The organism is Senegalimassilia sp., assembly GCF_977052095.1.
On the sequence record NZ_CDRSTZ010000023.1, the window covers coordinates 1 to 20616 of the forward strand.

Below are 20616 nucleotides of genomic sequence, written 5' to 3' on the forward strand. Positions count from 1 at the left end.
TCGGTGCTGTTCGAGAAGGCGTTCATGGCGCTGCTGAAGCGTGCGAACCGCCCGCTCGGCGGGCTGATCGGGAAGCGAGGCGAGTAGCGTGGCGCTGTTTAGGACGTTCGCGGACGTGGAGTTCGATGGGGCTTGCAAGGCGTACGGGGCCAACGAGGTGCTGCGGCGCGCGACGTTCACGCTGCCGGGCGGCGGCGTGCGCTGCCTCATGGCGCCGTCGGGCAGTGGCAAGACGACGTTGTTCCGGGTGCTGCTGAGCCTTGAACGCGCCGATGCGGGGCAGATTCGCGGTGTTTCCCCAGGCCGCATCAGCATGATGTTCCAGGAAGACCGCCTGTGCGAAACGTTGACGCCCGTGGAGAACGTGGCGCTGGTGCTGCCGCCGAGCGCGCGTCGCGCCGACGTGCGCGACCTGTTGGCCGAGATTCTGCCAGCCGATTGCCTGAACCAGCCGGCCATGGAGCTGTCCGGTGGCATGCGGCGGCGCGTGTCGCTTGCGCGGGCCGTGGCGTTTCCCAGCGACCTGGTGGTGCTTGACGAGCCGTTCACCGGCCTTGACCAGGCTACGAAGGAGAAGGTCATCGCGTTCACGCTGCGCCACCGCGCAGGACGCACGCTGCTGGTGGCCACGCATGGCGAAGACGACGCGCGCCTGCTGGGCGCCGAACGCATCAACCTGGCGGACGTGCAAGACGGCGGTGCGGGGACGGCGTGAGCGAACACGGCGCCAACGGCTGCGCGCGGGGCCATGGGGCAGGACCGGATTGCGCCGGTGCTCTGCGAGGTCGCGTTGCGCGCTTTGGGAGCGCGGGAGGTTCGCGACGTGCGTTTAATAGCTGCTGACCAGGCGTTTTGAGGTAATCGATTCCGAAAGGACAAGGATATGGATACGACGAAAACCATGCGCCAACTGTGCGCTGACGAGCCGAAGCTTGAGGTGTTTCTGCAGTCGAAAGGCTTCCCGTTCTCGCTGGACAACCCCATCGTCGACCTGGTGACGTTCGAGGACGTCTGCCAAGTGCGCAGCCTCGACCGCGACGAGTTCCTTGCCGAATTCGAAGCGTTCAAGGCCGAAGGATAGCGGATTTGCGGGCGGGCGGATTGCGATTGAAGCAAAGTGATGTGAAGGAGCAGCGCGTGTATTACGTGGGAATCGATATCGGGGCGTCGTCGGTGAAGGTTGCGGCGGTCGACGCGGCGGGCGCGGTGGTGCGCGTGCTGCGCCGCGCGCACCAGGGCTCGCCGCTGCCGTGCTTGCGGGCGCTGCTTGATGAGCTGACGAACGGGGAAAACGAACCCGGCCCGCGCGTTGCGCCGGAGGCGGGCGGTCGCGCCGGAGGCGAAGGCGCTTGCGAAAGCGAGCCTGCCGCAGCATGCGCAACTTCCGCTATGTCGCGGCCTCTGCCGCTTGGCTCGTGCGGCGGCGTGGCGGTCACGGGCAGCGGTGCGGGCATGGTGCGCGCGCTGGCTCCGGGGCTTCGCGAGCTCGAAGAGGTTCCCGCCCTGGTCAAGGGCGTGCGCGCGCTGGCCCCGCAGGCGGCATGCGTCATGCAGATGGGTGCGCAATCCGGCGTGTTCGCCACCGGTTTCGCGTCTGGTGCGGCGCCGGAGTTCGCCATGAACGAAAGCTGCGCGGCAGGCACCGGCAGCTTCTTCGAGGACCAGATGCAACGCCTGGGCCTGCCGCTTGACAGCTACTCTGACCTGGTGATGCGCGCGCAAAGCGTGCCGCGCCTGTCGGGACGCTGCAGCGTGTTCGCGAAAACCGACATCATCCACCGTCAGCAGGAGGGCGTGCTCGTCGAGGACATCCTGCAGGGCCTGTGCCACGCCACCGTCAAGGCGTTCAAGGCCACCATCGTGCGCAGTCTTCCGGTTGAAAAGCCGCTGGCGCTTGCGGGCGGCACGCTGCTGAACGCCGGCGTCGTGCGCGCCGTGCGCGAGGTATTCGACTTGGGCGAAGACGAGCTTTTGGCTGACCCGCAGCTGGTAAACGCCCAGGCAGTGGGCGCGGCGCTTGCAGCCGCGGAAGCAGGAGAGGCGGATGCCCAGCTTGTTGCCTTGCGGGCGGCACTTGGTGGCGAAAGCGCTGGTCAGGCTGACGATCTTGCGCGCCTGCCGCGCTTACCGCACGTGGATTGCACGCCGAACCGCGGGTTCGCGTTGGCCCCCAGCCCGTGGAACCCTGCTGGTGCGCCCACCTACGACGGCGGCGCGGTGCCGCGTTCGGCAGCCGTGGACGCGCTGGCCGCGGGCCAGCCTGTGCCGGTGGCGCTCGGCGTGGACGTGGGATCGACCAGCACGAACCTGGCGCTCGTCAGCACTGACGGCGTGCTGCTTGACGCGCAGTACCTGCGTACGCGCGGCAACCCCAAGCAGGCGGTGCGCGATGGCCTGGCCTCGCTTGCCCAGCGCGTGGGTAGCCGGGCGCACGTGGTGGCCGCGGGCGTCACGGGCAGCGGGCGCACCATGATCGGCAACCTTATCGGGGCCGATGCCGTGCGCGACGAGATCACCGCGCAGGCCCGCGCCGCTGCGGCGGCCGATCCGCTGGTGGACACCGTGTTCGAGATCGGCGGCCAGGACTCGAAGTACATCGGGCTGGCGGCGGGGCAGGTGGCCGACTTCCAGATGAACAAGGTGTGCGCGGCGGGCACCGGCAGCTTCGTCGAAGAGCAGGCCGCGCGCCTGGGCATTGCGCTGCCCGATTACGGTGCGCTGGCGCTTTCGGCAGAACGGCCCGTTGATCTGGGCGAACGCTGCACAGTATTCGTGGAAACGGCCATCAACGCCGCGCTGGCGAAAGGCGCTACGAAACCCGAGGTGGCCGCGGGCCTGTGCCTGTCGGTGGTGCGCAACTACCTGCACAAGGTGGTGAACAACAAGCCGGTGGGCCGTCGCATCGTGCTGCAGGGCGGCGTGGCCTACAACCCCGCCATCGTGGCGGCGTTCCGCGCGTACGCGGGCGACAACTTGACGGTCAGCCCGTACTTCGCCGTCTCGGGCGCCGTCGGCGCGGCCCTGCTGGCCGCTGAAGCGCAGGGCGTCCTATCGGTGCAAACCGGTGTAACCGCAGATAAAACCTTCCCGCCTTCGAACTTCAAGGGTTGGGACCTTTCGGGCGCTTCGCACGCAGCGCGCCGCGTCGACCCGGAAGAGATCGCCGCGAACCGCGCGTTCTTCCACAAAGTTGACGAGATGTACCTGGAGGGCTACGACCCGCAGCGCGACCCGGCGAAGAAGACCGTCGGCATCCCGCGTGCCCTCATGCTGCACAAGCTGTTTCCCATGGCCAACGCGTTCTTCAAGCAGCTCGGCTTCAACGTGGTGCTCACCGACGCGTCCGACGAAGAAACGGTGCGCCTGGCGCAGGCCAGCGCGCAGGGTGAGACGTGCTACCCGGTCAAGCTGGTGCACGGGCACATGGCGCAGCTGCTCGACGCGGGCGTCGACTACGTGTTCATGCCCAGCGTGCACACCATTCGCCACCTGAAATCCACGGTGCCGCACAACTATGCGTGCACGTACATGCAGTCGATCCCGGCCATCGTGGCGAAGGAGCTCGATTACGAAGGTCACGGCATTACGCTGCTGAATCCCCAGATGAACCTGGATTTTGGGCAGGGTGCCATGGCCGAGGTGATGCTGGAGGTGGGCGCGCAGCTGGGCCGCACGCCGCAGGAAACGGCGCGCGCCATGCTGGCCGGCGGGTTCGCGGTCACGGAATTCACGCGTAAAACCGAAGAGCTGGGCGACCAGCTGCTGGCCAGCCTGAAGCCCGGCGAGCGCGTCATCGTCATCATCACTCGCAATTACGGCATCGTGGACCCGGCGCTGAACATGGGCATTCCCGACCTGCTGCTCGACCGCGGGCAAAAAGTGATCACGGTCAGCCACCTGCACGCGCATGACTTGGGGATTTCCGCCGATTATCCGGGCGTGGTGTGGCCGTTCGGGCAGCACATCCTCTCGGGCGCGAAGCTGGTGCGCCGCGACCCGCGCCTGTTCGCCGTGTACCTGACGAACCACGGCTGCGGCCCCGACACCATGATCAGCCACCTGTTCGCCGAGGAAATGGCCGGCAAGCCGTACCTGCAGATCGAGATGGACGAGCATTACTCGAAGGTGGGCGTGGAAACGCGCGTCGAGGCGTTTTTGAACGCGATCGAGCACTACGAGGCGGCCGATCTGCGCGGGGCGCCTACGTCGACGCGCGTGGTGAACTCGGCATGCGAGCCGGTGTGCAAAGGCGAGCTGGCGGGCCTGCCGTCGTTCGGGCCGTACGGGCCGCTGGCGGCGCAATGGCTGCGCGACCAGGGGATTTCGGTGCGCGAACTTGTGCCGAACGCGCAGACGCTCGAGCTGGGCCGCAAGGAGTGCACCAGCAAGGAATACTACTCGTTCGCCAGCCTGCTGGGAGTGAGCCTGGTTGCTGCGGAAGACGCGGATGCGGAAGGCCCCGTGCGGCAGTTACTGCTGCCGTCGTCGCAGGGCGGCGAGGCCGATGGGCAGTTCGACCGCGTGGTGCGCAGCGTGCTTGATGCGAAAGGCTACGCTGACGTGCGCGTAATCGCGCCCGACGTGGAGCTGCTGCCGTGCAATCTGGACGACCCCGAGGGCTTCTTCGTGCACATGCTGGCGGGCGATGTCGTGTGGGCAGCGACACCGGAAGCGCGCTCCGAACTGCGAAAACGCCTGGCAAAGCCGAGCTTGACGCTTGACGATGTGCTCGCTGCGGCACGCGAAGTTGGCGCTGCGGCGGGCGCTGGCGCGACCGCATCCTCGAAGGATTTCGGCTCAAGCTGCGCGCGTAATGTGGAGGTGGAAACCTCTGACATTTCGGCTTCGTTCAACCTTGATGCGGCAGAGGAGTTAAATCTCAAAACCTCCGGCGCTTCTGCCCGCGATGCTTGTTCCGCAGCAGGCGGCGCCCGCAAAACGCTTGCGGTGGTGGGCGAGTGGCCGCTTGTTGCGGGCGACGAGCTGACGGGCGGGCTGTTCGCGCAGCTGGAGGCGGAAGGCTATCGCGTCGTGCGCGCCCCCTTCGCCGAATACCTGCTGTTCATCTGGGAAGACGGCTGCGACGAGGCAAAACACGCCAAGGTGGTGGGTGGCCTTATGCCCATGCTTGGCGAAACCGGCACCCCGAAAACGGTCGGCTTGCCGGACGTGCCCGCGGCAACGTCTTCCGCGTCGGCGCAGGATTCGGCTGTCGACGCGAAGCGTTCGTCGGCCGCGCTCGTTGATGTGCCCGCGCCTTCTGCTTCCGCCAGTGTGCCCGCGGTAACGGTTCCCGCCCCTGCGCTTGCCGATCCCGACCAGGCGCTCACCATCGCCGATGTGCAGGCGTTGGCCTCTGGTTGCGAGGCTGCTTGCGCGAACGCGCTCGGCGGATGCGACGGCTCGCATGACCACGGCGCTGCCGCGGCGGCTTTGGCAACCGGCCCGCTTGAGGTTGGCGCTGACGTGCAAGTGAACCCGCTGTTCGGCGCCGAGCAGCGCACGCTGCCGCAGGACGAGTGGCGCGCGCTGCTCGCTCGCCTCGCCGACATGATGGCGCAGGTGTCGGACGCACTGGGGGCGGCGTCCTCGTATTCGTGCCGCTGTGCGGCCTTTCGCGATTCGGGGGGCGAATTCGAGCGGTCTGATTCTGACGGTCGGTGTGAAACTGCTGCGGACTCCTCCGGATTCAACGGGTTGCGCCAGGTGGCAACTGATGCGTTAGGCCAGTTCGCGGGCGCAAACGCGCGCTACCGCTACGCAAAGGCGGTGGAAATCGGTGACCGCGCGGACGGCGTGATTGAGGTGGCGTCTACGTACGAGAACGTCGACATCATGCTGCGCCTGAAGGGCATTCCCGCGAAGGCCCCGCTTTTGCACCTGGCGTTCGACGGCGCGCTCGACCAAAGCGTCGAAGAGCGCCTGCGATCGTTCCTCTACTACGTGTGAGTGCTGCAATGTTGCCGCGTAGGTGCGCACGCCCGCGCACCTACGCGGGTTGCAATCGCGTGTCTTCTGTCGCAACGGCGCGGTTGCATTCAGGTTGTCGGCAAAATGGCCACTGTTTGCCAAAAAATCGACAATCTGAATGCCACGCCGTTGTGGGGCGTATCATTTTGTTCTGTTTCCAACAGAATGGAAGCCAATGAGTGGGAATAATGGACAAAAAGATGGGAAGCTGAAGCCAATGGCCGCAAAACCGTGGTCGAATCGTCCTTCGCAATTCAGCTTCTCGAAAAACCGTCCAAGAGTGGCCATTCTTGCGAGTTTCTGAATGCTTCATACCCCTCATAGGGCTCAAAGCGAAAGGAGGCGGTTTCATGCCGCTGAGGAATTTGCCGACGCAATCCGCGCAATCGCTGGCGCAGCTCATTGATATTCGCCCAGGTCAAGTATCCAGTATGGCGCTCACACGCAACGCCGGGTTCGACTTGACGCTGCTGGCGTTCGCTCCGGGTGAAAGCGTCAGCGAAGAGGAATACTTCGGCGATACGCTGTACTACTTGGTGGAGGGCACGGCATGCGTGGTGCTGCCCGATACGCGCGTGACGCTTGCCGCAGGCGAGGTGCTGCGCGTGCCGGCGCACGTCCTGCACGCGGTCGAAGGCGCCGATGACCACGGCTTCAAACTCCTGCAACTCAACGCGTAACAGTAGCAAAACCTGACAAAGGGACAGATCATTTGTCAGGTGGAGGAGCTGGAATAAGGCTCGGGCACGCGTTCCGCGCAAAGCGCGTTCCCCAAGGCGTCTCCGGATACTCGCAGCCGACCCCTTCTGGTCGCCATTGGAGTTTGTCTTACCCCCCATGGCAACCGTGCCCCTGCAAAGCAGAATCAACAACGCCGCCAGCAGGCGGCGCGGATAACGAAAGGAATCATCATGGCAGAACTCATCAAGAACGTTGAGCACGGCAAGGTTTTCGGACTGAAAGACCTGGTGGAGCTTGAGGCCGGCAAGGTGAACAGCCTCACGCTGTCGCAGACGCCGGGCTGCAAGGTCACGGTGTTCGCCATCGACGCCGACGAGGGCATGTCCTCGCACGCCGCGCCGGGCGACGCGCTCATCACCGTGCTCGAAGGCTCCGGCGAGATCACCGTCAACGACGTCCCGCACCAGCTGAACGCGGGCGAGTCCATCGTCATGACCGCCGGCAGTCCCCACAGTGTGCGCGGCGTCACCCCGTTCAAAATGCAGCTCACGGTCGTAAAACCCACGGAATAGTTTGGGATTCGGTTTAGCAATCCTGGCAAAACTCAACTTTCGAGCCCGCCTTGCCGTGATGTTCGTCGCGGAGAGGCGGGCTCGTTTGTGCGCGTATGGAGCGGTGAAGATCGGGATTCTTACGTCCAATCTTTACCGCTTTTCGTTTAGAAACATGTTCGCCGCTACTGCAGTGGTTCTGTCGGCAAGAATCCTCTCATGAGTTCCGGCTATAACTGAAACTATGGCTGGAAACCGGAGAAGTTTCAGTTATAGCCGGAACTTTTTCCAGATCTCAGATAGTTTCAGTTGTACCTGAAACTATGGGCAGAGGAGAGGTGGCTTCAGCTGCAACGGTAATTTTGTCCGAAATATCATCTGCTTCCGGACAGCCGAAAGCATTCGTCCCTAAAACCCAAGTGCTCTTCTAGGAAATGTCAAGGGTTTGTGACGATGCGTCGGTTGTGGGTTGACGTTTGCGGCGAAAGGACGATTATAGAGCGCGTTGAAAGCAACGGGCTTTCAGCCGAGCGCCCCGGCGCTTGAAACCTTGCATCGCAAGATGCAAAATCGCTGGTCAAATGGCCGCAGCGCCGCGCCGCCAGCAAAACGTTAGGAAGTATGATGACCTGCACCAACCTGCACACTCTGCTGATTACCACCCTGCTGATTATGTAGGGTCCGGGTTGCGAAGTTGCTGCCCGAACCCTAATTCGGGCAGCTGATGGTCCTGCATGCCGGAGGCTGTTTGAGAAAAACGGCCTCCGGCTTTCTTTTTGCGCCGATATGCGGCGCAGCGTTGCTCCCCACAACGTTGGCATTCCCTTTTAAGCATACTGCCATCACACACAGCCTGCTCATTTCTTGCCGAACCAGCCGCGCCGTTTTTCTCAAACAACTTCCGATGATGACGGGATCGGTCGTCGGGAAGCGGCGGCGCCCTCAGGGCGTCGCACAGAGGAAAGGCAAGGAAATGGCGAATCCATCAACACGAAAGCCCCTGTTCGAAGGGGTGAAAAACACGCTCGCAAGCATGGGCGGCGCAAAACCCGCCTTCGCCGGCGCTGCTGCCGGCGCACCGGCAGGCAGCGGTTGCCGTGCCGATGAAGGCGCGCAAGCGTCCGGCGCGCGCCGGAGCATGATGGCCATGGCCCCGTGCGGCAAGCCCGCCGCAGCGGTGGCGGGTGCGTCCGCCGGCGCGGTTGCCGCGCCCGCGCTTGGCGTGAAGCGCGACTCCACGCTTGAGGTCATGGTGGCGTCCATGGTGGGCACGGCCATCGAGTTCTACGACAACTACTGCTACTCCATCGCCGCCGCCAGCTACTTCGGGCTCATTTTCTTCACCGACGTGGCGAAGTCCGACCCGGTGTTGGCCACGCTGCTGGCGTTCGTCACGTTCGCCGTCAGCTTCCTGGCCCGTCCGTTCGGCAGCCTGTTGTTCGGGCACTTCGGCGATCGCCTGGGCCGCAAGAAAACCCTGGTCGCAGCCCTGATGCTCATGGGCACCGCAACGTTTTGCGTCGGCCTTCTGCCCGGCTACGATGTGCTCGGCCCGACTGCGGTCGTGCTGCTGTGCGTCTGCCGCGCCTGCCAGGGCCTTGGCCTTGCAGGTGAGTGGTCCGGCGCCGCGTTGGTGGCCACCGAGAACGCGCCGACCAACAAGCGCGCGCTGTTCGGCAGCTTCCCGAACCTGGGCGCCCCGATCGGCTTCTTCTGCGCGTACGGCGTGAACCTGCTGCTTGACACGATGCTGCCCGCCGACGCCATGGTTGCCTGGGGCTGGCGCATCCCGTTCCTGCTTTCCTGCCTGCTGGTGATCGTCGGCCTGGTCGTGCGCCTGCGCATGAGCGAGACGCCGGTCTACCAGAAGGCCGCCGCCGAGCAGCGCACCACGAAGACCCCGCTGCGCGACCTGTGCCATCATTGGCGCCGCGTGGTGCTTGGCACCTGCACGATGTCCATCACGTACACGCTGTTCTACGTGCTTGGCACCTGGTCGCTTTCGTATGGCACCTCGACGCTCGGCTTCACGCAGCAGCAGTACCTGGGCATGCAGATGGTGTCGGTCGTGTTCTTCGCCGGGTTCATCTTGGTTGGTTGCCTGACCGCCGACAAGCGCGGCCGCAAGCCGGTGCTTCTGGTGGGCAATGCGTGCACACTCGCGTTCTCGTTCGTGGCTCCGCTGCTTCTGGGCGGGCATAACGTTGCCGCCATCATGGTGTTCCTGTGCGTCGGGTTCGCCTGCATGGGTACGATCTTCGGCCCCTGCGGCAGCTACCTGCCCGAGCTGTTCCCCGCGAAGGTGCGCTACTCCGGAGCTGGCCTGAGCTACAACCTGGCGGCCATCACCGGCGGCGCGTTCGCCCCGACCATCGCATCGGCCCTGGTCATGACGTTCGGCATCCAGGCGCTTGGCTGGTACATGGGCGGCATGGCCGCAGTTGCCCTGGTAGCGCTGCTGTTCTTCCGCGAAAGCAAGGACGTCGATTTCGAGCGATAGCGGAAAGCGAAAACCGAGAAGCAAGACGAAAAGCGAGAAGCAAGAACCGAAGCCTCGCAAGTGTTTACATGATGCGCCCACGTGCCACCCCGTGCACGCGGGCGCATTTTGTTTGCAAGCGGAAGTTGCTGCGGCGTCTGCTTGCAGCGTGCAAGGTTTGTGCGTATGACCTGGCCTGGGTCGGGCGTTTGTTGCGCGAAAGGCCCTGCAGCGCATCGCTTCTGCGCAAAGAGCTGCAATATGTGGTCCAAACCCCCGAAAGCACATTGCCCAACACGATTGCGGGGGTTTCTGAACCGCTTTCCCAAACCGTTCAGGCTCTGCGTGGCGCTTGGCGCTGGGGTCGAAAACGAGAAATCGCTCATGTATGTGATTTGTTGCGTGCTCGTAAGGTAAACCGCGATATGGCGCTGCGTTTCCCCAGTTCAGGAGCTTGCAACTTTTCTTGATACTGCGGCGCTTCGTGTTAAATCACATACATGAGCGATTTTTGGAATTGTTAGCGCCTTTGCGTGGGGTTTGCCGCGTAAGATGGGTGACAGCAACAAGAGCTTGATTGGGGGCGGAAAATGGCGTCGAAGAAGAATCGGGCATCATGGGCGAAGGAGAAAGCCCAGTTCAACGCCGCGTTGAGCGATTTCGATTCACTGGGTGATTTCAGCTCGCTTGACGATGTGTTCGCGCGCGAGGATTCGCGCCGCGCCGCAGCGGCGGCCGAGCACGATGCCGCGCAGCGCTACAAAGCCTGCGACTCGAAGAACCGCTACGCCACGCGTGCCGAGGCACAGGAGAACCTTGCCTGGTGCGAGCGCCGCGGCAAACGCGGCCTGCACATCTATGAATGCCCCTACTGCGGAGGCTGGCACCTCACCTCGCACCCCTGGGACGAGGGGGAAGCCAGGGGGTAGCCGGATGGGTGGCTTGGTGGCTTAAGCTGGTCGCGTGGATTGGTTTTCTGGGTGGAACTTGTTGCATGAATCTCGCCCGAAGCCAAGGCTGCTTGAAGTTGCTATTATTGTTGGCGGCAAAGGGTGAAAAGCCGGCTATTTCGCCGGATGTTCCTGGTACCAGGCCAGCGTCATGGCTACGAAGTCGCGCATTTCGGCTTGGAAGTCGATGGGGGTAGGCGTGACGCCCAGCTCGGCCACTACTTGCTTGACCACGGGGTTGTTCAGGCACGACCCGGCCAGCCCCACGCCGTGGAAGTGGATGGTGTTCGTGAAGGCCGCCACGCGCTCGGGCGCAATGTGCAGCACGTCGGCCAGCTGCTGGGAAAACGGCTCCAGAATCTGGTAGTACCCGCGCTTGAACTCGCGCAGCTTGTCGGCGCCCACGTTGGTCTCGATGACGGAAAACAGCAGGTCACCGTAGCGGAAATAGTCGTAGTGAGCCGCGGCGATGCCGGCCCACACCGTGGCGATGGTGGCGTTGTCGAATCCACATCCAGCCGGCAGCGCGGCCCTACCATGAGATCACGCTGACCATGGCCGGCACCGGATCGGAGATGAACGGCGGCTCGGTCATTACGAACCACGAGCAGAACCTGAAAATCGGCCACGTGTTCAGCACCGACGTGGCGCCGAAATTCGCCATCATGAACCCCGAGTTCACCTACAGCCTGCCGAAATACCAGATGGTGGCCGGCATCTTCGACATCATGAACCACATCACCGAGCAGTATTTCTCGGGCATCGACGACAGCACGTCCGACTACATCATGGAGGGCCTCATGCGCGGGCTGGTGAAGGCAAGCCGCGCGGCGGTGGCAAACCCTGAGGATTACGAGGCGCGCAGCAACATTACGTGGACGGCCACGTGGGTGCTCAACACGTTCGTGGGCTGCGGTAAGGCGCAGGACTGGGAAGTGCACATGCTCGGCCAGGCCGTGTCCGCCGTCGCCGACGCCACGCACGGCATGACGCTGGCCGCCGTCGCGCTGCCGTACTACCGCTACATCATGGACGCGGGCCTGCCGAAGTTCGCGCGTTTCGCGCAGAACGTGTGGGGCATCGACGCCGCCGGCAAAACCGACGAGCAGCTGGCCACCGCGGGCCTCGACGCCATGGAAGCCTGGATGCGCGAAATCGGCTGCGTCATGAACATCACCGAGCTGGGCTGCGACGAGTCCATGCTGGAAAAGCTGGCTGACGCTACGTTCGTCATGGAAGGCGGCTACCGCAAACTCACCCGTGAAGAAATCATCACCATCTTCCGCGAAAGCCTGTAGAGCAGGAAAATGGGACAAAGGGACAGTCCCTTTGTCCCACCTTGTCGGGTCCCGCAGGTTGAACCCGTAGGGGGCTGTATCGAAATCACTTTTGATACAGCCCTCAAATCGATAGCGCCTGAAGGGCGCGTCACCATCTTCCCGAAGCGTGCGCGACAAGGGGCAACCGCGATTGCGTCCGTTATCGCACGCTGGTGAGGCGGTCTTGGTAGCCGCACAGCACGTCGGCGGCGCAGTTGGCTTCGGCGAGTGCGGCTTCAAGCGTGCGTTTGGCCAGGGAATACTCGTTGTTGTTCTGCGAGATGTGCATGGCCACTACCGTTTGCGGCTCGCGTTGGCCTGCGGCGCGGCTTGCGGACACCAGCGCGGCAAGCTCGGCGGCCGCCTGGCCGTTTGACAGATGCCCGGCGTCCGACGCGATGCGCTGCTTAACCACGTAGGGGTAGGGGCCTGCGGCCAGCATCTTCGGGTCGTGGTTGCTCTCAAGCGCCAGGATGCGCACATCGGCCAGCGCCACGTGCGCCGCGGGCGTGACCACGCCCGAGTCCGTCAGGTAGCCGATGGCGTCGCCGTCGGCGGCGTCCTCGATGCGGAAGCCGAACGACGCGGCCGCATCGTGGCTGGTGGCGAACGGGATCACGCGCACCCCCGCGGCCTCGATGACGCTTGCGCGCGCCGCGGCCTTCGCTGATCCGTCCGCGCTTGCGGTAGCCCCCGCGTTCGCCGTGGTTGCAAGTTCGCGCACCTCGAACGCTTCGGCCACTTTCGCCAGCGCATCGCTGTTCGCCACGCAGCCGCGCGCCACGTAGATGGGTGGCTGGCAACCCAGCTTCGCCAGGCCGCGCAGCACCACGCCAAGGCCCTTGACGTGGTCGCCGTGCTCGTGCGTCACGAAAGCGGCCTCGATGCGCGCAGGGTCGAATCCGGCCTGGTCGCAGCGGGAAAGGAAGTCGCGTTTGCAGATGCCGCAGTCAATGAGTACGCCCGCGCCTGTGACAACGTTTTCCACCACGGCGGCGTTTCCCGAGCTTCCGCTGGCCAGTACGTGCAATGCAAGCATGCGAATCCTTCCGTTTGGCGCCGCTTCCGGCGCAAATGCAACAGCGCACCAGTATAGCCCCGAACGCCGCAGCCCGGTGCACTTTGCCCGCAGGCCGCACCCAACCTCGTCGCCTGCCGACGATAGGAAGGGCCCGCTATGGAACGTATTGCCCACGCATACCCCTTGCGCGCTTTGTCTCTGCTGCTTGTCATCTGCCTGGCATTTTGCTGGCCTGCGCCCGCGCTTGCCGACAGCGCGTCTGCCAGCGACGCAACCGCTTCATCCATTCCGCAAGCCGAGACGCCCACGTACAAGGTGGCGTTCTATCTTCACGCCGTCCGAGGAAGCGCTGCTCAACCAGCTCTTTCACGATGGCAAGGCCCAGGCCCGACCCCGTGTACGTGCTGGTTCTCGCCTTCGCCTCTTGCGCGAACGGCTCGAACGCGTGCTGCTGGAACTCGGGGCTCATGCCGATGCCCATGTCGGCGCACGTGATCTCGAACGTGGCCACGTCGTCGGTGGCGGAAAGCTCGCGGCACGTGATGGCCAGGAGCATACAGAGGAACAGCGCGTTGTGCGGCCGGTCGTCGGCGGCTATTTCGCGCGCGGGGACGAGATGGAAAGGAGCGGCGTTTTCGATAAGCATCACCAATAATAAGGCAGGGGGGTGTCACTTTCTGCGCTTGGTAACACCGGCTCTGTCTCCGTATCATTTGCTGATTTGTCCTCAAGCGCAAAAAAGACGAACCCTAAAGGGATCCGTCTAATGTTCCAATGGCAGAGCCTAGGGGGATCGAGAATCCATGCGCTGCGCGCATGTCTTCGTTCGTTGGGCTTCGTCCTCCTCGTTTAACGGCCCACTGGGCCGTTAAACCCTCGCGGGGTTCAATCCCTGCGTCGCAAATAAAAAAATCGCAGGCTTGTTTCCAAACCTGCGATTGAACATGTGGTGGAGCCTAGGGGGATCGAACCCCTGACCTCATGGCTGCCAGCCATGCGCTCTCCCAGCTGAGCTAAGGCCCCGAAATTTGGTGCGAAAGCTATTATACGGAAACCCCCGCCCCGCGCAAGACCCTATTTCCGAAAGATGGAGAACGTGTGAAGTCGGTGGAGCGATTCTCGAAAAATTCCCTTCGATGGCGATGCTAGCCAGAGAACTCCAAGAGCAATTATCGATTGCAAGGGCTACGAGCTGGCGCAAAACGGAACTTTCCGAATCTCGAAACCAAATGGTGGGTCGATTTGGCACGAAATTGAACTTTCTGTCACTTTGCGCATGCTTGCTCGAAACAGAAAGCTTCTTTTCGTGCCAACCAAGGTGCCATGCGGACATTTCGGTATGTCGGAAGATTCGGAAAGTTAAAAATCGTGCCAAAAAAACCGCTCGAAATGTATTGAGCTACGGAAAGTTCGATTTCGCGCCCAAGCGATTTTGCTTTGCGGTATGGGGTTTGCGAAATGATGTCATGCGTGCCTGATCATGCACCGAAATCCTGCCAATTCCGTAAACGCAAAAGAAATGGCTGTTAGGCCAAGCGTCCCAACAGCCATAACCTAAAACGGGGCGAAGTGATTGCCGCTTCGCCCCGAATCGTTTTACTCTTCGCCGATCATCTCGGTAAGGGTTCGCCAGCCAAGCTCTGCGCATTTTACGCGGGCGGGCATGTGGCTGATGCTTTCGAGCTGGGCCGCTTCGTCGAGGTCTTCTTTCTCGTCCTCGGTGAGCTGCTCGCCCTTCACCATCTTCATGAACAGGCCGCACAGGCGGCGCGCTTCCTCGACCGTCTCGCCCGTGACCAGGTCGGCCATCATGTCGGCCGACGCCTGGCTGACAGCGCAGCCATGGCCCGTGAACGCGGCTTCCTCGATGACGCCGTTTTCCACGCGCAGCTTGAGCACCAGCTCGTCGCCGCAGCTGGGGTTGACGCCCTCGTGCTCGTCGGTGGCGCCTTCCAGGTCGTACTTATAGTCGGGGTGTGCGTTGTGCTCCATGAGCGCGGCGGTGTAGATGTTAGCCATTGAAGGTCCTCCAAACGTTGCCGAGGCCCGCGATCAGGGCGTCGACGTCCTTCTTGTCGTTGTAGAACGCCAGGCTTGCGCGGCAGCACGCCAGGTTCTCCACGCCCAACCACGTGAGCAGCGGCTGCGCGCAGTGGTGCCCGGCGCGGATGGCCACCTGGTCCATGTCCAGGATGCTGGCCACGTCGTGCGGGTGGATGCCGTTGACGTTGAAGCTGATGACGCCGTGGTGCATGTCGGGGTCGGGGCTGCCGATGATGGTGATGAACGGCAGCTTCGCCATCTCTTCCATGCAGTAGCGCACGAGCGCGCGCTCGCGCGCGGCGATGACGTCGATGCCCACCGACTCCACGTAGGCGATGGCCGCCGCGGTGGCGTAGATGCCGGCGGCGTCCTGCGTGCCGGCCTCGAACTTCTCGGGCACGGGCGCCCACGTGGCGTCCTGCTCGGTGACGGAATCGATCATCTCGCCGCCGGTGAGGAACGGAGGCATGGCGTTGAGCAGGTCGTCGCGGCCCCACAGCACGCCCATGCCGAACGGGCCGAACAGCTTGTGCGCGCTGAAGGCGAAGAAGTCGGCGCCGAGTTTCTTCACGTCAACGTGGATGTGCGGCGTGGACTGCGCGCCGTCGACCACCAGGTAGCCGCCCTGCGCGTGCACGCGGCGGCCAAGCTCCTCGACGGGGTTCTGCACGCCAAGCACGTTGGACACGTGCACGACGGACAGGATCTTCGTCTTCGGGCCGATCTTCGCGTCCATCTCCTCGGGCGTGATGACGCCGTTTTCGTCGGGGTACAGGTACACCAGCTTCGCGCCCGCCGCGCGGCAGGCCTGCTGCCACGGGATCAGGTTCGAATGGTGCTCCATGATGGTGATGCACACTTCGTCGCCCGGCTCAAGCACGGTGGGGGCGAACGCCTTCGCCACGATGTTGAGCGACTCCGACGCGTTGCGCGTCAGCACAATGTCGTGCGCGTCGGGCGCGCCGATGAAGCGGGCCACGCGCTGGCGGGCGATCTCGATGGCCTCGGTGGCCTCGACCGACAGGCGGTACAGGCCGCGCAGGGCGTTCGCGTTCATTTCCTCGTAGAAGCGGCGCTGGGCGTCAAGCACCACTTTCGGGCGCTGCGCCGTGGCGGCGCTGTCAAGAAACACCAGGTCGGGGTGGTTCGCCAGCAGCGGGAAGTCGCGCTTGTACGGGTTTTCGGCGATGTTGGCCGCGCATACGATGTCGTCGGCCGTGGCCGAGGCCTGGGCGGCATGCGCCGCGTCGGCCACGGCGCATGCCGTGCAATCGAGTTCTGCGTTGTTCGGGGAAGCTGCCATGGCTAGTCCTCCACCTCCTGATAGGGAATGCTCAAACGCTCGGCCAGGCGCGCGACGCCGGCCCGAACGGTTTCGTCTGCGATGGTGAGTGCCGTTTCCTCAAGCGTTGCCGTGGCGAACAGGCCCTCGGCGGCTTCCTGGGAAAGGCCGCGGCACTTCAAGTAGAACAGCTGGTCAGCGGCCACGTGCCCGATGGTGGCACCGTGGTTGCCGGCCACATCGTCCTCGTCGCACAGGATGACGGGGATGGTCTTGTTCTCAACCTGCTCGTCCACCAAAAGCACGGTTTCGCGCTCGGTGCCCTCGGCGCCCTTGCAGCCGCGCACCAGGTCGATGGTGCCGCGCAGCACCTTCTTCGACTGGCCCATCAGTGCGCCGTTGGCGTCGATGTTGCACTGCGTCTTGCGGCCGCGATGGCGCACGACGTAGTTGAAATCGCGAACATCGGTGTTGGCGGCCAGGTAGCGCGTGTCCACGTCCACGCGCGACACGTCGCCGCGCAGGTCTGTGGCCAAGCCCGTGTAGGACTTGCCGGCGCCCAGCATGCGGTGGCGCACGGTCACAAACGCGCCTTCGTCGCACACGATGCCGGTGTTGTCCAGCGCCGTCCACTGCTCGTCAAGCGTGTGCACGGACGTGATGTTGACGTGCGCGTTTTCGCCCGCGAACACGCGCAGCTGCACGCCTACCACGCCGGTGCCGGCCTCGGGAGAGTCCAGTGCCACCGTCAGGTCGAACGTGGCGCCGGGGGCGGCAACCACGTCGATGGCAGCCACGTTGGCCGCGCCGTCCACGCCGGTCAGGTGCACGGTTGCCGTGCCCTGCTTGCCCGCGGCGGGCGCGAACACGATGCGCTCGGCCTCGCCGGCCTGCTCGGCCAGCCATGCGGTGGCCTCGGCGCCCATGCCGCATTCGAAGGCTTCCGCCACGTTGTTCGCCATTTCCTCGCGCACGGCCTTGTGCTCGTAGCGCGACAGCGCGGGGATGTCCAGGTTCGCCGGGTCCACGTCGGGCTCGACGGCGCGCAGGATGGCGCGCGTGTCGGCCGGCGCTTCGGCGCGGGCCGCGTCCACCTTGGCCTGCAGGCCCGCAACGGCGGCGTCGAACGCGTCTGCTTCGCCAGCAAGCTCGTCGGCGGCTTCCACGCTGATCTGCGCGGCGGACTCAAGGCCCTCCGGCAGCTCGATGGTAGTTTCGTTCATGTCAAGGCGATGCCAGGTAGGCGCGGGCATCGCGTTCACGTTCTTCAAAACGTCGGCGCCCATTATCCGATCGCCCCTTCCATTTCCAGTTTGATGAGGTTGTTCATTTCGACGGCGTACTCAAGCGGCAGCTCCTTCGACACGGGGTCGGCGAAGCCGTTCACGATCATGGTGCGCGCTTCCTCTTCCGAAATTCCGCGGCTCATCAGGTAGAACACCTTGTCGTCGCCAATGCGGCCGATGGTGGCCTCGTGCCCGATGTCCACGTGCTTGCAGCGGATGTCCATGGCCGGGATGGTGTCGGAGCGGCTGTGGTCGTCCAGCATCAGGCTTTGGCACGACACGCTGCACGCGGAGTTCTCGGCTTTCGGGGTGGCCACGACGCTGCTGCGGAACGTGGACACGCCGCCGCCCTTGGAGATGGACTTCGTCTCGATGGACGCCGACGTCTCCGGCGCGGCCAGCACCACCTTGCAGCCGGTGTCCAGGTTCTGGCCCGTGCCGGCGAACGTGATGCCCGTGAACGTGCACGTGGACTTGCGCCCGGCCAGGATGGACATGGGGTACAGGTAGCCCACATGGCTGCCGAAGCTGCCGGACACCCACTCGATCGAACCGCCCTCGTCGCACGTGGAGCGCTTCGTGTTCAGGTTGTACATGTTCTTCGACCAGTTCTCGATGGTCGAGTAGCGCAGGTGCGCGTTCTTGCCGACGAACAGCTCCACCGCGCCCGCGTGCAGGTTCGCCACGTTGTACTTCGGCGCGCTGCAGCCTTCGATAAAGTGCAGGTCAGCGCCGTCTTCCACGATGATAAGCGTGTGCTCGAACTGGCCCGCTCCCTTCGCATTTAAGCGGAAGTAGCTTTGCAGCGGGAAGTCGAGCTTCGTGTCCTTCGGCACGTACACGAAGCTGCCGCCGGACCACACCGCGCCGTGCAAGGCGGCGAACTTGTGGTCGGTGGGCGGGATGAGCGTCATGAACTTCTCGCGGATGAGCGGCTCCCACTTCGGGTCGTGCAGGGCCTCTTCGATGCCCGAGTACACGATTCCCATGCGGCTGGCGGTGTCCTGCATGTTGTGATACACCAGCTCAGAGTCGTACTGCGCGCCGACGCCGGCCAGGTAGCTGCGCTCGGCCTCGGGGATGCCCAGGCGGTCGAACGTGTTCTTCACGTCGTCGGGCAGGCTGTCCCAGTCGCTTTTCTGGTCGGTGTTCGGCTTGACGTACGTGACGATGTTGTCCATGTCAAGGCCGGCGATGGACGGGCCCCAGTCGGGCGTTGCCATGCTTTGGTAGATTTCCAGCGACTTCAGGCGGTGCTGGAGCATCCACTCCGGCTCGTCTTTCTTCTCCGAGATTTCGCGGACGATCTCGGGCGTCAGGCCCGCCGCCAGCTTCTCGGTGCTGTCGCCGTATGAAAAGTCGTAGAGGCTGCGGTCGATGTCCGCGACCTCGGTGCGTTGTTTGGCCATGTCGCGCCCCCTACTGCGCGCTGGCGGAAGCGGCCTGCTCGAACTGCTCGAAGCCGTTGGCGTCGATGTTCGCGATCATGTCGGCGTTGCCTTCGGCCGTCATGCGGCCCTTGACCAGCACATGCACGCGGTCGACGTCGACGTGCTCCAGGATGCGCGTGTTGTGCGTGATGATGACGAGCGTGCCGTTGCAGCGCTTGCGGTACACGTCCATGCCGCGGGAAACCACGGACAGCGCGTCTACGTCAAGGCCGGAGTCGGTTTCGTCAAGGAAGGCCAGTTTCGGCTCAAGCAGCAGCAGCTGCAGCATTTCGAGCTTCTTCTTTTCGCCGCCGGAAAAGCCCACGCCCAGCTCGCGGTCCAGGTAGGCCGGGTCCATGTTCAGTTCCTCGGCCAGTTCCTTGACGTGCTTGCGGAACTGCTTGCCCTTCATGTCGCCGACGCCCGGACGACCTGCGGAAATGGCGCGCAGGAAGCTGCTGACGGGCACGCCGGGAATCTCGACCGGCGCCTGGAAGCTCAGGAAAAGGCCCGCGTGCGAGCGCTTGTCAGTGGACAGGTTTGTGATATCCTGGCCATCGAACGTAATTTTGCCGCCGGTTACCGTATATTCCGGGTCGCCCATGACCACGTGGCCAAGGGTGGATTTGCCGGCGCCGTTCGGGCCCATCAGCACGTGGGTCTCACCTGCGCCCACGGTCAGGTCAACGTCGTGCAGGATGACCTTCTCGTCAACAGCGGCGGAAAGGCCCGCCACGTTGAGGAGGATGTTCTCGTCTGCCATCTTCTTCCCCTTTTCATTTCACTCAAATACGATTATGCTTAATCATATACGTTTGATAGGATTAAGATAACCGCACACGCGGATTTGTCAAGCGAAATTGGCTGCGGCTAAGAATCATTCCGCGAAACGTGCGCGAGTTGCGCGCCTGCGCAGTACTTTCGCGCGCGGTTTGCGGTTGTTTGGTTGGACGAGAGCGGATCGGGGTTTCCGGTTCCGTACTTATATTAGTAAGGGGGAGCTTGTGCTTATCTCATCGAAGGGGCGTTACGCGCTGCGGTTGGCGGTGTGCGTTGCGCAGGCGGGGCCGGACGCGAAGGTGTCGCTGCGCGAGGTGGCCGAACACGAGGAGCTGTCCCTGAAGTATCTGGAGCAGATTGCGCGGCCCATGGTGTCGGCGGGCCTGTTGACCAGCGTGCGCGGCAAGGGCGGCGGGTACCGTCTGTCGCGCGACCCGCACGAGATTTTGGCGGGCGATGTGCTGCGCGCAGTCGAGGGAACCACGGTGCCGGTGACGTGCGCGTCGCTTGAGGGGCCCGAGCCGTGCCACCGCGCAAGCGTGTGCACGACGGTGCGCTTCTGGGCCGGGCTTGACGAGGTGATCGAGAACTACGTCGACGGCGTGACCGTTGGCGACCTGGCCGACGCCCCGCAACCCCACATCCAGCTGGCCGACGCCGCGCCAGCGGAAAGCTAAGGCGCGCGTTCGGTTGCTCCCGCGTGAAAACTCGGTGCTTGTTGTTTGACGGGTCGGTATCGCTTCGGTGAAAGTTCGCTGAAGGGGTGCCGGCTCGTTGCTTTTCCGCGTAGGCTTCAGCCTGATATAAGGTTCTGGCGCAACAAT

The 20616-nt window shown here is 63.7% G+C and carries 17 protein-coding genes and 1 tRNA gene; 9 read left to right on the top strand and 9 right to left on the bottom strand.

Features of this window, described 5'->3' with window-relative positions:
* The first annotated feature begins 88 nt into the window (after positions 1–88).
* From ACWI6D_RS05680 to ACWI6D_RS05710, 7 genes are all read left to right on the top strand, one after another.
* Positions 89–715, top strand: a complete 627-nt coding sequence (locus ACWI6D_RS05680; RefSeq protein WP_449133984.1) for an ATP-binding cassette domain-containing protein — start codon at positions 89–91, stop codon at positions 713–715.
* A 168-nt stretch (positions 716–883) separates the two neighbouring features.
* On the top strand, positions 884–1081 hold the full coding sequence (locus ACWI6D_RS05685; RefSeq protein ID WP_288285426.1) for a hypothetical protein: 198 nt from the start codon (positions 884–886) through the stop codon (positions 1079–1081).
* A 56-nt stretch (positions 1082–1137) separates the two neighbouring features.
* A complete protein-coding gene (locus ACWI6D_RS05690) occupies positions 1138–5949 on the top strand; it encodes an acyl-CoA dehydratase activase (RefSeq protein WP_449133985.1) in 4812 nt (1603 codons plus the stop codon).
* A 371-nt stretch (positions 5950–6320) separates the two neighbouring features.
* Positions 6321–6650, top strand: a complete 330-nt coding sequence (locus tag ACWI6D_RS05695; RefSeq protein WP_337368123.1) for a cupin domain-containing protein — start codon at positions 6321–6323, stop codon at positions 6648–6650.
* A gap of 231 nt (positions 6651–6881) precedes the next feature.
* Positions 6882–7223 carry a cupin domain-containing protein gene (locus ACWI6D_RS05700; protein WP_449133986.1) on the top strand — a complete coding sequence of 114 codons (342 nt, stop codon included), beginning with the start codon at positions 6882–6884 and terminating at the stop codon, positions 7221–7223.
* A gap of 952 nt (positions 7224–8175) precedes the next feature.
* A complete protein-coding gene (locus tag ACWI6D_RS05705) occupies positions 8176–9702 on the top strand; it encodes an MFS transporter (RefSeq protein ID WP_449133987.1) in 1527 nt (508 codons plus the stop codon).
* A gap of 569 nt (positions 9703–10271) precedes the next feature.
* Positions 10272–10610: a hypothetical protein gene (locus ACWI6D_RS05710; protein WP_449133988.1), complete on the top strand. Its 339-nt coding sequence runs from the start codon at positions 10272–10274 to the stop codon at positions 10608–10610.
* A gap of 135 nt (positions 10611–10745) precedes the next feature.
* Here ACWI6D_RS05710 and ACWI6D_RS05715 read toward each other — a convergent pair whose 3' ends face one another.
* Positions 10746–11114, bottom strand: coding sequence for a hypothetical protein (locus ACWI6D_RS05715; protein ID WP_449133989.1), 369 nt, complete (start codon positions 11112–11114; stop codon positions 10746–10748).
* Between the two features lie 71 nt (positions 11115–11185).
* On the opposite strand from ACWI6D_RS05715, the gene ACWI6D_RS05720 reads away from it, so the two are divergent.
* Positions 11186–11929 carry an iron-containing alcohol dehydrogenase gene (locus tag ACWI6D_RS05720; RefSeq protein WP_449133990.1) on the top strand — a complete coding sequence of 248 codons (744 nt, stop codon included), beginning with the start codon at positions 11186–11188 and terminating at the stop codon, positions 11927–11929.
* A 181-nt stretch (positions 11930–12110) separates the two neighbouring features.
* Here ACWI6D_RS05720 and ACWI6D_RS05725 read toward each other — a convergent pair whose 3' ends face one another.
* The 8 genes from ACWI6D_RS05725 to sufC form a co-directional block, all read right to left on the bottom strand.
* Positions 12111–12989 (bottom strand): MBL fold metallo-hydrolase, encoded by an 879-nt coding sequence (locus ACWI6D_RS05725; protein WP_449133991.1) that lies wholly within the window; start codon positions 12987–12989, stop codon positions 12111–12113.
* Between the two features lie 190 nt (positions 12990–13179).
* Complete coding sequence (locus tag ACWI6D_RS05730; protein ID WP_449133992.1) at positions 13180–13617, bottom strand: ATP-binding protein; 438 nt, start codon at positions 13615–13617, stop codon at positions 13180–13182.
* A 301-nt stretch (positions 13618–13918) separates the two neighbouring features.
* Positions 13919–13994 (bottom strand) — tRNA-Ala (locus tag ACWI6D_RS05735).
* A 573-nt stretch (positions 13995–14567) separates the two neighbouring features.
* A complete protein-coding gene (sufU, locus tag ACWI6D_RS05740; RefSeq protein ID WP_302718728.1) occupies positions 14568–14990 on the bottom strand; it encodes a Fe-S cluster assembly sulfur transfer protein SufU in 423 nt (140 codons plus the stop codon).
* Positions 14983–16317, bottom strand: a complete 1335-nt coding sequence (locus ACWI6D_RS05745; protein WP_449133993.1) for an aminotransferase class V-fold PLP-dependent enzyme — start codon at positions 16315–16317, stop codon at positions 14983–14985. Before ACWI6D_RS05745 ends, sufU begins: the two co-directional genes overlap by 8 nt.
* Before the next feature lie 2 nt (positions 16318–16319).
* Positions 16320–17582 carry a SufB/SufD family protein gene (locus ACWI6D_RS05750; RefSeq protein WP_303251597.1) on the bottom strand — a complete coding sequence of 421 codons (1263 nt, stop codon included), beginning with the start codon at positions 17580–17582 and terminating at the stop codon, positions 16320–16322.
* Positions 17582–18991 (bottom strand): Fe-S cluster assembly protein SufB, encoded by a 1410-nt coding sequence (sufB, locus tag ACWI6D_RS05755; RefSeq protein WP_129425764.1) that lies wholly within the window; start codon positions 18989–18991, stop codon positions 17582–17584. Before sufB ends, ACWI6D_RS05750 begins: the two co-directional genes overlap by 1 nt.
* A 10-nt stretch (positions 18992–19001) precedes the next feature.
* Complete coding sequence (gene sufC / locus ACWI6D_RS05760; RefSeq protein WP_449133994.1) at positions 19002–19775, bottom strand: Fe-S cluster assembly ATPase SufC; 774 nt, start codon at positions 19773–19775, stop codon at positions 19002–19004.
* A 241-nt stretch (positions 19776–20016) separates the two neighbouring features.
* On the opposite strand from sufC, the gene ACWI6D_RS05765 reads away from it, so the two are divergent.
* Positions 20017–20469, top strand: a complete 453-nt coding sequence (locus ACWI6D_RS05765) for an RrF2 family transcriptional regulator (RefSeq protein WP_129425768.1) — start codon at positions 20017–20019, stop codon at positions 20467–20469.
* Positions 20470–20616: the final 147 nt, after the last annotated feature.

What these genes read in the sequence shown, in the direction of transcription:
- sufC (WP_449133994.1), bottom strand. Translation starts at nt 19,775, where the DNA reads ATGGCAGACGAGAACATCCTCCTCAACGTGGCGGGCCTTTCCGCCGCT.
- ACWI6D_RS05700 (WP_449133986.1), top strand. Translation starts at nt 6,882, where the DNA reads ATGGCAGAACTCATCAAGAACGTTGAGCACGGCAAGGTTTTCGGACTG.
- ACWI6D_RS05710 (WP_449133988.1), top strand. Translation starts at nt 10,272, where the DNA reads ATGGCGTCGAAGAAGAATCGGGCATCATGGGCGAAGGAGAAAGCCCAG.
- ACWI6D_RS05705 (WP_449133987.1), top strand. Translation starts at nt 8,176, where the DNA reads ATGGCGAATCCATCAACACGAAAGCCCCTGTTCGAAGGGGTGAAAAAC.
- ACWI6D_RS05750 (WP_303251597.1), bottom strand. Translation starts at nt 17,582, where the DNA reads ATGGGCGCCGACGTTTTGAAGAACGTGAACGCGATGCCCGCGCCTACC.
- ACWI6D_RS05695 (WP_337368123.1), top strand. Translation starts at nt 6,321, where the DNA reads ATGCCGCTGAGGAATTTGCCGACGCAATCCGCGCAATCGCTGGCGCAG.
- ACWI6D_RS05725 (WP_449133991.1), bottom strand. Translation starts at nt 12,989, where the DNA reads ATGCTTGCATTGCACGTACTGGCCAGCGGAAGCTCGGGAAACGCCGCC.
- ACWI6D_RS05720 (WP_449133990.1), top strand. Translation starts at nt 11,186, where the DNA reads ATGGCCGGCACCGGATCGGAGATGAACGGCGGCTCGGTCATTACGAAC.
- sufU (WP_302718728.1), bottom strand. Translation starts at nt 14,990, where the DNA reads ATGGCTAACATCTACACCGCCGCGCTCATGGAGCACAACGCACACCCC.
- ACWI6D_RS05685 (WP_288285426.1), top strand. Translation starts at nt 884, where the DNA reads ATGGATACGACGAAAACCATGCGCCAACTGTGCGCTGACGAGCCGAAG.
- sufB (WP_129425764.1), bottom strand. Translation starts at nt 18,991, where the DNA reads ATGGCCAAACAACGCACCGAGGTCGCGGACATCGACCGCAGCCTCTAC.
- ACWI6D_RS05745 (WP_449133993.1), bottom strand. Translation starts at nt 16,317, where the DNA reads ATGGCAGCTTCCCCGAACAACGCAGAACTCGATTGCACGGCATGCGCC.
- ACWI6D_RS05730 (WP_449133992.1), bottom strand. Translation starts at nt 13,617, where the DNA reads ATGCTTATCGAAAACGCCGCTCCTTTCCATCTCGTCCCCGCGCGCGAA.